Source organism: Serinicoccus chungangensis (assembly GCF_006337125.1).
GTDB classification, from domain to species: Bacteria; Actinomycetota; Actinomycetes; order Actinomycetales; family Dermatophilaceae; genus Ornithinicoccus; species Ornithinicoccus chungangensis.
The window spans coordinates 3,078,192-3,090,496 of sequence record NZ_CP040887.1 but is presented as its reverse complement, the minus strand read 5'-3'; the positions used below and the strand labels follow the sequence as shown (position 1 = coordinate 3,090,496).

At 73.9% G+C, this 12,305-nt stretch carries 11 protein-coding genes; 6 read left to right on the top strand and 5 right to left on the bottom strand.

The window, feature by feature from the left end:
• Positions 1 to 15: 15 nt before the first annotated feature.
• Together FHD63_RS14120 and FHD63_RS14115 are read left to right on the top strand one after the other, a co-directional pair.
• Entirely contained in the window at positions 16 to 708 is a 693-nt protein-coding gene (locus FHD63_RS14120; protein ID WP_139722588.1) for a dienelactone hydrolase family protein, read from the top strand.
• 90 nt (positions 709 to 798) lie between these two features.
• Positions 799 to 1,650: a methylenetetrahydrofolate reductase gene (locus FHD63_RS14115; protein WP_139722587.1), complete on the top strand. Its 852-nt coding sequence runs from the start codon at positions 799 to 801 to the stop codon at positions 1,648 to 1,650.
• A 526-nt stretch (positions 1,651 to 2,176) separates the two neighbouring features.
• Here FHD63_RS14115 and FHD63_RS14110 read toward each other — a convergent pair.
• The 5 genes from FHD63_RS14110 to FHD63_RS14090 all read right to left on the bottom strand — a co-directional run bounded on the left by FHD63_RS14110 (position 2,177) and on the right by FHD63_RS14090 (position 7,223).
• Positions 2,177 to 2,770 (bottom strand): DUF1638 domain-containing protein, encoded by a 594-nt coding sequence (locus tag FHD63_RS14110; protein WP_139722586.1) that lies wholly within the window; start codon positions 2,768 to 2,770, stop codon positions 2,177 to 2,179.
• Between the two features lie 127 nt (positions 2,771 to 2,897).
• On the bottom strand, positions 2,898 to 4,892 hold the full coding sequence (locus FHD63_RS14105) for an ASKHA domain-containing protein (RefSeq protein ID WP_238705680.1): 1,995 nt from the start codon (positions 4,890 to 4,892) through the stop codon (positions 2,898 to 2,900).
• Positions 4,889 to 5,794: a dihydropteroate synthase gene (locus FHD63_RS14100; protein ID WP_139722584.1), complete on the bottom strand. Its 906-nt coding sequence runs from the start codon at positions 5,792 to 5,794 to the stop codon at positions 4,889 to 4,891. Before FHD63_RS14100 ends, FHD63_RS14105 begins: the two co-directional genes overlap by 4 nt.
• Complete coding sequence (locus FHD63_RS14095; protein WP_139722583.1) at positions 5,791 to 6,468, bottom strand: corrinoid protein; 678 nt, start codon at positions 6,466 to 6,468, stop codon at positions 5,791 to 5,793. The genes FHD63_RS14100 and FHD63_RS14095 overlap by 4 nt, the downstream gene beginning before the upstream one ends.
• The gene (locus FHD63_RS14090) at positions 6,465 to 7,223 is read right to left on the bottom strand and encodes an IclR family transcriptional regulator (RefSeq protein WP_158296799.1); all 759 of its coding nucleotides are present in this window, start codon (positions 7,221 to 7,223) and stop codon (positions 6,465 to 6,467) included. Before FHD63_RS14090 ends, FHD63_RS14095 begins: the two co-directional genes overlap by 4 nt.
• 5 nt (positions 7,224 to 7,228) lie before the next feature.
• Here FHD63_RS14090 and FHD63_RS14085 point away from each other — a divergent pair, with 5 nt between their 5' ends.
• The 4 genes from FHD63_RS14085 (at position 7,229) to FHD63_RS14065 (ending at position 12,302) form a co-directional block, all read left to right on the top strand.
• On the top strand, positions 7,229 to 8,788 hold the full coding sequence (locus tag FHD63_RS14085; RefSeq protein ID WP_275100593.1) for a trimethylamine methyltransferase family protein: 1,560 nt from the start codon (positions 7,229 to 7,231) through the stop codon (positions 8,786 to 8,788).
• An 86-nt stretch (positions 8,789 to 8,874) separates the two neighbouring features.
• Positions 8,875 to 9,240: a nuclear transport factor 2 family protein gene (locus FHD63_RS14080; protein ID WP_158296798.1), complete on the top strand. Its 366-nt coding sequence runs from the start codon at positions 8,875 to 8,877 to the stop codon at positions 9,238 to 9,240.
• A 141-nt stretch (positions 9,241 to 9,381) separates the two neighbouring features.
• Positions 9,382 to 10,557 (top strand): WD40/YVTN/BNR-like repeat-containing protein, encoded by a 1,176-nt coding sequence (locus FHD63_RS14075; RefSeq protein ID WP_139722579.1) that lies wholly within the window; start codon positions 9,382 to 9,384, stop codon positions 10,555 to 10,557.
• Between the two features lie 92 nt (positions 10,558 to 10,649).
• Positions 10,650 to 12,302, top strand: coding sequence for a sigma-70 family RNA polymerase sigma factor (locus FHD63_RS14065; RefSeq protein ID WP_238705679.1), 1,653 nt, complete (start codon positions 10,650 to 10,652; stop codon positions 12,300 to 12,302).
• The last annotated feature ends 3 nt before the right edge of the window (positions 12,303 to 12,305 follow it).

The window sequence follows — 12,305 nt, the reverse complement described above, 5'->3', positions numbered from 1 at the left end:
GCGCAGACTGGGCCCATGCCGACCCCTGACGTCATCACCGTGCCCCGACCGGACGGCGAGCTGCCGGTCCACCGATTCCGCCCCGACCGGCCGACCGGCGCCGGCGTCGTCCTGGTGCAGGAGATCTTCGGCGTCTCGTCCTACGTGCGCGAGCGGGCGCGCGACCTGGCCGAGGAGGGCTACGAGGTGCACGTGCCCGAGCTCTACTGGCGGATCCCGGACCACGAGGTCGACGAGGGAGCGGACGGGATGCTCGAGCGGGGCATGGAGCTCATGGCCGCGACCGACTGGGACGACGCGGTCGGCGACACCCTCGCCGCCGTCGAGCACCTGCGGGGCGAGCTCACGGGGCGGGTCGGGCTGGTCGGCTTCTGCTACGGCGGCGGGGTCGCCTTCGCGACCGCCGCGCGCACCGAGGTCGCCGCCCTGGTGTCCTACTACGGGTCCGCCCTGCCGCAGCTGCTGGACCTGGCGCCGCAGGTCACCGCACCGAGCCTGCACCACTGGGGCACCGAGGACGCGTTCATCCCCCGGGAGACGGTCGAGGAGATGGAGCGGGTGCTGGACCGGGACGGGGTGGAGTTCGTGTGGCACGAGGGCGCCGGGCACGCCTTCGACAACCCGCACCCCGCCTTCGCCCACCCGGAGGCGTCGGCTGCGGCGTGGCCGCGCACGCTGGCCTTCCTGGACACCCACCTGCGGGCCTGACGGGTCGCGGGTCCGACCCGACGAGGGTCTTGTCACGGCGGCAGGCGACTTCTACGCTAGGTGGGTGCGTATGGCGAAGCGCGTTGCGTGATGAGCAACAAATACCCCTCGGCGGCGTTGGAGCGGCTGCTGCAGGGCGCACGGCTGGAGATCCTGCCGACCGAGTCCGTGGCCGAGCAGGTGCACGCGCACGTCGAGCCCGGCCGGACCGTCACCGTCACGGCGTCCCCGGCCAAGGGGCTGGAGGCCACGCTCGCGCTCACCGAGCAGCTCGCCGACCGCTACCACGTCGTGCCCCACCTGGCCGCGCGCATGGTCGAGCGGGCCGAGCTGCCCGACCTCGTCGCGCGGCTGCGCGCGGCGGGGGTCAGCGAGATCTTCGTGCCCGGCGGTGACGCCACGCCGACGGAGACCACCTTCGGCACCGCGCTGGACCTGCTGGTGGAGCTGGCCGAGCTGGGTCGGCCGTTCGAGCGGGTGGGGATCACCGGCTACCCCGAGTCGCACCCGGGCATCGACGACGACGTCATCGTCCAGTCCATGTGGGACAAGCGCCGCTATGCGACCGACATCGTCTCGAACATGACCTTCGACGACGAGCAGGTCGGCCGGTGGCTCGAGCGGGTCCGTCGACGCGGCATCGAGCACCCGGTATGGGTGGGCGTGCCCGGCCCGGTCGACCCGGCCAAGCTGCTGAAGATGGCGACCGTCATCGGGGTCGGCGACTCGATGCGGTTCCTGCGCAAGCAGCGCGGGGTCTTCACCCGGATCGCGCTGCCCGGCTTCTCGACCACCCGCTTCGCGCACCGCATCGCCGCGCTCGCCGGCACCGAGCGCCTGGGCATCGGCGGGCTGCACCTCTACAGCTTCAACCAGGTCGAGAAGACCGAGGCGTGGCGGCGTGAGCAGCTCGCCGAGGTCGCCGACCTGCGCCAGCCGTAGGGCTCGCCGACCTGCGCCAGTCCGAGGGTGCAGCGGCCTGCGCCAGCCCCCGGGGCTCGGCGACCTGCGCCAGTCCGAGGGTGTGGCGACCTGCGCCGGCCCCCGGGGCTCGGCGGCCCGAGAGCGGGCCCCGGACGCTCCTCTGGTTCGTCACGACGTCCGGTGCGGCCCGATCCCGCGTCCCGTGGTGCGCGACTGCAGCGGATATGTCGCCCGCCAGGGCAGTTCCACGACATACCCGCTGCAGTCGCGCATTTTCGGGCGGGGCCGAGGACTGCGTGGACACGTCCTGAAGCGGCGCGACACTCGCCAGGGCAGGGGGCAACCATTCGCGGCGCTCGGTCGGGTCGGGGGGAACCATTGGCGGCGCTCGGTCGGGTCGGGGGGAACCATTGGCGGCGCTCGGTCGGGTCAGGGGGAACCATTGGCGGCGCTCGGTCGGGTCGGGGGGAACCATTCGCGGCGCTCGGTCGGGTCGGGGGGAACCATTGGCGGCGCTCGGTCGGGTATGGGGGGCGGCGCGACGTCAGGGCGCCAGGACGAGGCGGGCGAGCGCGTCGTCCAGGCCGGCGGTGCCGGTCCGCTCGACCTGCAGCGGCAGCCCCAGCCGGTCGGCGGCGCGCCGGGCCAGCCTGCTGAGGACGGGGTCCGCGCCCGGCTCCTGGGCCAGCCACACGCACCGGGTGTAGTGCCCGAAGTAGTCGTCCCGCAGCTCGGGGTGCCGGTCCAGCCCCAGCTCGGCCCACACCGTGCGGTCGAAGCTGCGCACCAGGAAGTCGGTGAGCAGGTAGGTGCCGGGCTCCTCCTCCAGGAGCGCGGCGACCCGTGCCTCCCCGGCATATAGGTCGTAGCAGTGCAGTCCGGGCAGCCGTGCGATGCCGCGGCGCGCGCAGAGGGCGTCGAGCGCGCCGTAGGTGCCGCAGTCGGCATACCCGATCGCGACCCGGTCGTAGCGTCCGACGAGCCGGTCGACGACCGCCTCGACCTCGCCCGCGATGCGGTGCGGGTGGTTGTGCAGCAGGGGTGGCAGCGGGTGCACGTCGACCGGCAGCGCCGGGGTATGCCGTGCCGCCGCCGCCGCGGCGTGGGTCGCCAGTGCTCCGCAGGCGACGAGCGCCACCCGCGATCCGGCGGGGCGCAGCGACCCCGTGGACGCCCGTGCCTGATCCCGTGCCCCCGCTCGTGACACGGGCGTCCTCCCGGGCGCGCCCGCGTCACGACGAGCTGCACGAGGGTGCTCGGAGACGTCAGGCCGGGAAGGAGAGCTGGTCGACGAAGCGGTCGTTGAAGTCGCCGCGGTCGGAGAGCTCGACATAGCGCACCCCCTCGAGCAGGGCCTCGGCGCCGGTGCGCTCGGTCGCCGAGAGCAGCACCATCTTGGCGCCCTCCCCGGCGATGTTGCCGGCCGCCACGATGCGCAGGGTTGGCAGCTTGGGGACCAGCCCGATCCGCACGGCGGCCGCGGGCGAGAGGTAGGAGCCGAACGACCCCGCGAGCAGCACCTGCTGCACCTCGCGGGGCTCCAGCCCGACCTCCTCCAGCAGCAGGGTCCACCCGGTGGAGATCGCGGCCTTGGCGAACTGCAGCTCACGCACGTCGCGCTGGGAGAGGTAGACCGACTCGGCCGCCGGGGCGTCCGGCGACTCGCGGTAGAGCACGAAGACCCGCTCGCCCGGCTCGCCGATGCTGGCCAGCCGGTCGGCCAGCGCCGGGGCCACCGTCCGGGCCGTCTCCTCGTCGACGAGACGACCGGAGGGGTCCAGCAGGCCCACCCGGCTGAGCTCGGCCACCGCGTCGACCAGGCCCGAGCCGCACAGCCCGCGCGGTTCGACGTCCCCGATCACCCCGAGCTGCACCGGGTCCGGCAGCCCCTCCTCGCCGGTGGCGGGCTCGGGCCAGTCGGCGAGCAGCTTGACCGTCTCCACCGCACCGTCCGCGGCCCGCATGCCGCACCGGATCGAGGCCCCCTCGAAGGCGGGCCCGGCGGGCGCGGCCGTCGCGACCAGCTGGCTGCCGTCGGACAGCACGATCTCGCAGTTGGTGCCGATGTCGATCATGAGCCGCACCCGGGAGTCGCGGTCCATCCCCGAGGCCTGGATGCCGGCGACGATGTCACCGCCGACGTAGGCGCCCAGCGCCGGGTGCAGGAAGGCCCGGGCCGCGGGGTGCACCGCGGCGCCCAGGCCGACCTCGACGGCCGGCACGAGCGGCCAGCGGTCGGCGGCCAGGATGAACGGCGCCACGCCGAGCGGCTCCGGGTCCTGACCCAGCAGCAGCGCGACCATCGTGGCGTTGCCGGCGATCGCCACGTCGTAGACCTCGTCCGGCTCGACCCCGGCCTCGGCGCACACCTCCGCCGCCAGCTCGGCCAGCGTCTCGTGGGCCCGGGCCCGCAGCCGGGGCAGCGCCTGCGGGTCGAGCATCGTCGCGCTGATCCGGGAGATGACGTCGCCGCCGAAGGGCTGCTGGGCGTTGAGCATCGACGCGACGGCCGCGGGGGTGCCGGTCGTGAGGTCCATGAGCGTGGCCACCACCGTCGTGGTGCCGAGGTCGACCGCGAGCCCGAAGGAGCGCGCCGTGGTGTCCCCCGCCTCGACGTCGATGAGCCGGTCGTCCGCTACGACCGCGGTGACCTTGTGGTCCGCCGACCGCAGCGCCGGACCCACCCGGCGCAGCGCGTGCAGCTCGGGGACCGGCTCGAGGTCCTCGATCGCGTCGAGCACCCGGGTGAGGTCGGGCCGCTGGTCGGCCAGTGTCGGCTCGTCGAGCTCGACGTAGCGCTTCTGCACCGAGGGCCGCAGGATGACCTGCCGCCCGACACCCACCGTCGACGCCTTCGGCCGGGTGGTGAGCGGCGGCACGTCCACGGTCATCGACCCCCAGGCCGTGGCGAGGCAGCCCAGCCGCCAGCCCGCCTCGAGCTGGGCGGTCGAGAACGTCCGCTCGTCCTGGGGCAGCACCGGCGGGACGTCGCCCTCGGTCACCTGGACCTTGCACTTGCGGCACGTCCCGTGGCCCCCGCAGGTGGAGTCCACGGCGATGCCGTTCCAGCTGGCCGCCTCGAAGAGGTTGACGCCGCTGGGCACCCGCACGGTCGTCCCGGAGGGGGTGTACGTAAGGTCGACCCGTTCCGGGGCCCCGTCCGCGGCGGGGGTGTCCACCTCCTCCACCTCGGCGGCCGCACCCGCCGCACGCTGCACGGGGCCACGCGCCGTGGCCGCGCCCGCCTGCTCCTGCCTCACGTCGCAGCGGCCGCCTGCCGCGCGCGGTGCGTTGCGATCCACGACATACCCCACTCGTCGTGCCCGAGGAGCAGGTCGGCGGCGCGCACCGAGTCCACCACCTCGGCGGTCCGGGCGTCCATGATCGCGCTGGTCATCCCCGCGGCCATCGCCAGCGGCAGCCAGGCCGCGTTGATCGCGTGCCGGCCGGGCATGCCGAAGGACACGTTGGAGGCGCCGCACGTCATGTTGAGGCCCCAGCGCTCGTGCACCCCCGCCACGGTCTCCAGCGTCGTCACGCCCACCGTGCTGTCCGCGCCGATGGGCATGGCCAGCGGGTCGATGACGATGTCCTGCAGGGCGATGCCGTACTCCTGCGTGGCCACCCGGACGATCTTCTCCACCAGCTCCAGGCGTTTGCCCGACTCCATGGGGATCTCGTCGGCGTCGTTGGGCAGCGCGATGACCGCGGCGTCGTGCTTCTTGACCAGGGGCAGGATCGCCTCGAGGCGCTCGTCCTCGGCGGTCACCGAGTTGACCAGCGCCCGGCCCTGGTAGGCCTCCAGCCCCGCCTCGAGGGCCTCGACGACGGAGGAGTCGATGCAGACCGGCAGGTCGGTGCTGGCCTGCACGACCTGGATCGCGCGCACGAGCAGGTCGGCCTCGTCGGTCAGCGGCACGCCCATGTTGACGTCGAGCACGTCGGCGCCGCCGAGGACCTGGGCCTCGACATCCCTCTCGATCGCCGACAGGTCCCCCTCGCGCAGCTGGGCCTGGAAGACCTTGCGGCCGGTCGGGTTGATCCGCTCCCCGATGACGCAGAAGCGCTGGTCGGCCCCGATGACGACCTCCTTGGTCGCCGAGCGGAGCACGGTGTGCAGCGGGCCCCCGGCCAGCGCCGCCGACCCCCACGCCGGGCTCATGCCGGCACCGCCGCCCCGGAGCGGGCCCGGCGGTCCTTGAGGAGGGCCTTGGCCTTCTTCACGGTCGCGGAGGCGTCCGCGGCATACCCGTCCGCGCCGACGGCGTCGGCGTACTCCTGGGTGACCGGCGCACCGCCGACCATGACGATGACCTCGTCGCGGATGCCCGCCTTCTCGAGGGCGTTCATGTTGGCCTTGAACATCGGCATCGTCGTGGTGAGGAAGGCCGAGAAGCCGACGACGTCGGGCTGGTGCTCCTCGATGGCGGCCACGAACTTCTCCGGCGCCACCTGCACGCCGAGGTCGATGACCTCGAAGCCGGCGCCCTCGAGCATGATGTTGACGAGGTTCTTGCCGATGTCGTGGACGTCACCCTTGACGGTGCCCATGAGGAAGGTGCCGACCGTCTGCACGCCGGTGTCGGCCAGCAGCGGTCGCAGCACCTCCATCGAGCCGGCCATGGCCTTGCCCGCGATGAGCATCTCCGGGACGAAGAAGTCGCCGCGCTCGAAGCGCGCCCCCACCTCCTCCAGGGCCGGGATGAGGGCGTCGAAGAGGAGCGCCTGCGGCTCCATGTCCATGCCGAGGGCCTGGTGGGTCAGCTCCAGGACGCCGGGACCGTTGCCCACGAGGGTGCGGTCGTAGAGGCCCTGCAGGATCTCGTCGGGAGTCATGAGGCACCTTTCATCACGTGCGGCTCGGTGAGGCGCCCGGACAGGTCGTCCGCGTGCCGGGAGACGAGGCGGCCGAGCTCGTCGAGGCGGCCGGTCAGTCGGGAGGTGGGGCCGGACACCCCGATGGCCGCGACGAGGCGGCCGCGGAGCCGGACGGGGGCGCCGACGCCGGTGAGCGCCACCTCGAGCTCGTCGACGGTCGTCGCCCAGCCCCGGGCCCGGATGACCTCGAACTCGGCGCGCAGGGCGTCCGGGTCGGTGACGGTGCGCGTGGTGAGCGAGGGCAGCTGCTCGGGCAGGTCGAGGGCGCCGAAGGCGTACAGGGTCTTGCCGAGCGAGGAGCAGTGGGCGGGCAGGTCCACGCCCACCCAGTCGCGGCTGCCGATGAGGAAGGTGGAGTCGACCTGGGCGATCTGCACCACCGAGGTGCCGACCGGCACGCCGAGGTTGATGGTCTCCCCGGTGGCCTCGCTCAGCGCGGCCATCGTCGGCTGCGCCTCGCGGGCCAGCCACTCCCGGGTGTCGGTGCGGGCGGCGTACTGCTCGAACAACGGGCCGGGCAGGTAGCCGTTGCCCTCCACGTCGCGCGAGATGAGGTGCGAGCGCTCCAGCGCGGACAGCAGCCGGGAGACGGTCGAGCGGGCCAGGCCGGTGGCCTGGGCCAGGTCGGGGGTGCTCAGCGGGTCGGGCGACTGCACGACGCGCACGACGAGGTCCGCCGCCCGGTCGATCGCCTGGGTCCCCTGAGTCGCCATTCCTCGTGCCCCTCTTCCCTGAGTGCTCACTATGTGGGAGCGTATGCCCATATCGTGAGACGGCGCAAGGGTGCGACGTCCGGCGCGTCGCCCGGCACCGCCCGGGGGCGGAGAGGAGGAGTGGGATGTTCGTCAACCGCATGCCGAGGTACGAGGTCCTCTCGGAGCAGGCGATGGCGCAGCTCGACGGCGCGTGGCGCCGGCTCATGACCGAGGTGGGGGTCCAGTTCGCGAGCGAGGACGCCCTCGAGCTGCTGCGCGAGGCGGGGCAGAAGGTCGAGGGCGAGACGGCATACCTCGACCCGGAGTGGGTGCTCGAGCAGGTCGCGAAGGCGCCCCGGGAGTTCGACGTCCAGGCGCGCAACCCGGAGCGCTCGATCCACGTCGGCGGCGACACCATGTCCTTCGGCGCGGTCTACGGCCCGCCGTTCGTGCGCGAGGGCGACGCGCGGCGCGACGGCACCTTCGACGACTACCAACGGTTCGCCCGGCTGGCGCAGACCTTCGACGTCCTCGACTCCGCCGGCGGCGTCGTCTGCGAGCCCAACGACCTGCCGCTGGACTCGCGGCACCTGGACATGACGCTCGCGCTCATGACGCAGACCGACAAGATCTACATGGGCAACGTGGTGTCTGGGCAGAACGCGCGCGACGTCATCGCGATGGGGGAGATCCTCTTCGGCGGGCGCGAGGCGATCGAGGCCACCCCGGCGTCGATCTCGCTCATCAACTGCAACAGCCCGCTGCGCTGGGACGACCGGATGCTCGAGGCGCTCTTCGAGTACGCCCGCGCCGGCCAGCCCGTCGTCCTCACCCCGTTCATCCTCATGGGGGCGATGTCGCCGGTGACCATCCCGGCCGCCCTGACCCAGCAGATCACCGAGGCGCTGTCCGGGATCGCCCTCGCGCAGACCATCCGGCCCGGGACGCCGGTGATCTTCGGGTCGTTCCTTTCCACCATCGACATGCAGTCGGGGTCGCCGACCTTCGGCACGCCGGAGTCGGGCCTGGGGCTGCTGTGCACCGGGCAGATCGCGCGGCACTTCGGGCTGCCCTTCCGTGGCGGCGGCGGGCTGACCAGCTCGCAGGTGCCGGACGCGCAGGCCGGCTACGAGGCGGTCATGACGTTGCTGCCGACCTTCCTCGCCGGCACCAACTGGGTCATGCACTCGGCCGGCTGGCTCGAGGGCGGCCTGGTGAGCAGCTTCGAGAAGTTCGTCGTCGACTGCCAGATCATCGAGATGCTGCAGCACGAGTTCCGGCCGCTGGAGATCGACGAGGGCTCCCTGGCCTTCGACGCCCACGTCGAGGTCGGGCACGGCGGGCACTTCCTCGGGGCCATGCACACCATGGAGCGCTTCCGGACCTGCTTCTACCGGCCGTTCCTGTCCAGCGCGGACAACTTCGAGCGGTGGAGCTCCAAGGGGGCGCCGGACACCGCGACCCGGGCCTCGGCCGTGGTCGCGTCCCGGCTGGAGGGCTACGAGGCGCCGCCGCTGGACGACGCGGTGCGGCAGGAGCTCGAGGCCTTCGTCGTGCGGCGCCGGGCCGAGCTGGGCGACTGAGGTCCGCGGGGTCCGGCCGGACAGGACGGCTGGCGCCGGTCGGATCAGGACCGGGTATGTCCTCGCGCCGGCCTAGCCTGCGAGTCGTGGATGCTGCCGCCCTGCTCCGGACCCTGGTCCAGACGATCGACGACCGGCGGTGGGCCGACCTGCCCGCGCTGCTGGCGCCGGACTTCCGGTCCCGGCTGGTGCATACCGGTGAGTCCTTCGACCGGGACGCCTGGGTCCGCCTCAACGCCGACTACCCCGGCTTCGGCCGCATGGTGCTCGAGGAGGTCGTCGGGTCCGGCGACCGGGCCGCCGCGCGGGCGCACGTGACCGGCACGGTGGAGGGGGAGAGGGCCGACTTCGAGGTCGCGATGTTCGCGACCGCCAGGGACGGGGCCGTGGCCGACCTGGTGGAGGTCTGGGCCGACTGCGGTTCCGAGCCACCCGGAGGGACTCGTCCCTAGCGAGGCGGTCGGGGGAGGGGCCCGGGCTCGGGACGGACGGCACCGAGGAGGCCCGGTCCGGTCCGTGACGGCTGTCGGTGCTCCGTGCCAGGATCGGGAGCGAGGCGGCGCCACCGGTGGCGGCGCGGAGAGGGCGGAGTCATGGCGAGGCGACCCGTGCTGCTCGTCGGGACGACCAAGGGGGCGTTCGTCCTCGAGCGGCGCGACGAGGACGAGGACGTCGGCTGGGCGGTGCGGGGCCCCTTCTGCGACGGGTGGCCGATCAACCACGTCGTCGGCGACCCCGTGACCGGGACGATCTGGGCAGGCGGCGGCGGTGAGTGGTCGGGTGCGGGCGTGTGGCGCTCCACCGACGGCGGCGGCACCTGGGAGCTCAGCCGGCTGACGACCGGCGCCATGGACGCGTGGGCCGCGGGCGACCCCGAGTTCGCCGCCGCGGTCGGGTGGAGCCCCCAGGACGTGCCGTTCGGCGAGGAGTTCAGCCAGGTGTGGTCCCTCGGCCTGGCCGGGGACCGGCTGTACGCCGGCACCAAGCCGGCGGCGCTGCTCGCCAGCGACGACGGCGGGGTGACGTGGGCCGAGGTCGAGAGCCTGCGCCGGCACCCCTCGGCGGAGGACTGGAACCCGGGCGCGGCGGGGCTGGTGCTGCACACCATCCTGGCCGACCCGGGCGACCCGTCCCGGGTGTGGCTGGGGATCTCCGCCGCCGGGGTCTTCGCGTCCAAGGACGCCGGCGGTCAGTGGGAGCGGCGCAACGCGCTGGCCCTGCCCGACGAGCCGGACGCCGCCGCCGCGGCCGGCCACCCGGGGGGACCGGGGGGCGGCGAGGTGGGCCTGTGCGTGCACCACATCGTCCGGGCGCCCGGGCCTGGTGACGTGCTCTACCAGCGCAACCACGTCGGCGTGTGGCGCTCCGGCGACGGTGGCCTCACCTGGAGCGACATCACCGCCGGCCTGCCCTCCACCTTCGGCTTCCCGATGCGGGTCCACCCCCGCGACCCCGACACCGTCTGGACCATCCCGCTCAACGGGGACATGGAGGGCCGCTACCCGCCGGACGCCCCAGCCGCCGCCGTGTGGCGCTCCACCGACGGCGGCGCCACGTGGGAGGCGCAGCGGTCCGGGCTGCCCCAGGAGTCGTGCTTCTTCACCGTGCTGCGCCAGGCGATGGCGGGCGACACGGGCGACCCGGCGGGCCTCTACTTCGGCACCAACACCGGGTCGGTCTTCGCCAGCACGGACGAGGGGGAGAGCTGGGCGGAGGTCGCCCGGCACCTTCCGACGGTGCTGTCGGTGGAGGTGCTCGAGCGCACCTGACCCATGTCGAGATCCGCCCTCCCGCTCCGACGTCCTGGGTGGACGTCGCCGGACCGGCGGCGCGGAACCGCACGCACGACCAAGGAGCCAGCATGAAGTACGTCATCCTCATCCAGTCCAACCCCCAGCCCTGGGGCCACCCCACGGCCGACTTCCTCCCCGCCTACCAGGAGCAGTCGCAGGAGGACCGCGACCGGCTCAACGGCGACTTCGAGCGGATGCTCGGCGAGCTCAGCGAGGCGGGCGAGCTGGTCGGGGGCGAGGCGCTGGGCGACCCCACCTCCGCGCGCCTCTTCCGCTGGTCGGACGGGGAGCGGGTGGTCACGGACGGCCCCTACGCCGAGGGCAAGGAGCACCTCGCCGGGTTCTTCCTCATCGACGTGGAGTCCCAGGAGCGGGCCGAGCAGATCACCCGGGCCTTCAGCGGTCCCGGGAGACCGTGGAGCTGCGCCCGGTCATGGGAGGTGGTGACGACGCCGACTGACCCGGCCCTGGAGGCCGCGTGGCGCACCCATCGACCCCGGGTGCTCGGCGCGCTGCTGCGCCGGCACGGCGATCTGCGCGACTGCGAGGACGCCGCCCAGGAGGCCGTGCTGGCGGCGGCCGAGCAGTGGCCGCGGGACGGCCTGCCCGACGACCCCGGCGCCTGGCTGGTGCGGGTCGCGTCCCGACGCCTCATCGACCGGGTGCGCAGCGACGAGGCCCGCCAGGCCAGGGAGGAGGTCGCCGCCCGCGAGGAGGACGCCCTGCACCGCGGCGTGCTCACGACGGACGAGCACGAGCCCGCGACCGTCCCCGACGACGTGGTCGAGATGATGCTGCGCTGCTGCCACCCCGTGCTGTCACCGAGCTCACGGGTGGCGCTGACGCTGCGCGCCGTGGGCGGCCTCACCACCCGCGAGATCGCGGCCGGCTTCCTCGTGCCGGAGACGACGATGGCGCAGCGCATCAGCCGGGCACGCGCCACTCTGGCCTCCGGAGGCGCGACCTTCGGGCCGCCCGACCCGGCCGAGCTCCCGGAGCGCAGGGCGGCGGTGCGCCACGTCGTCTCCCTCGTCTTCACCGAGGGTCACCAGCGCAGCTCCGGTGACGCCGTCGTGGACCGTGCCTTCGTCGAGGAGGCCCTGCGGCTGGCGCGGGTGCTGCACGACACGTGCCCGGAGGACCCGGAGAACACCGGGCTGCTGGCGCTCCTGCTGCTCACGGCCGCGCGGACGCCGGCCCGGACGGACGCCGCCGGCGACCTCGTCCCGCTGGACCGGCAGGACCGGGCCCTGTGGGACCCCGCCCTCATCCGGGAGGGGGTGCACCTGCTCGAGGTATGCCTCCCGCGCGGCGGGGTCGGTCAGTTCCAGCTGCAGGCGGCCGTCGCGGCGGTGCACGCCGAGGCCGCGCGTCCGGAGGACACCGACTGGCCGCAGATCCTCGTGCTCTACCGCATGCTGGACGCCACCGCGCCGTCGGCGGCCACCACCGTCGCGCTCGCGACCGCGACCGCGGAGGTGGAGGGAGCGGTGGCCGGGCTGGCCGTGCTGGACCGGGTGGCCGACCCGAGGTGGCACCGCGTGCACGCGGTGCGCGGGCACCTGCTGGCCCGCGCCGGCGACCCGCCGGGGCGCGGCGCAGCTGGGCCGAGGCGGCCCGGCTCACCCGGAGCATCCGGGAGCAGCGGCACCTCAACGACCTCGTCGCGAGCCTGGACGGCTGAGCGCGAGCACGACCGCTACGGGGCGCAGGGCGCGTAGGGT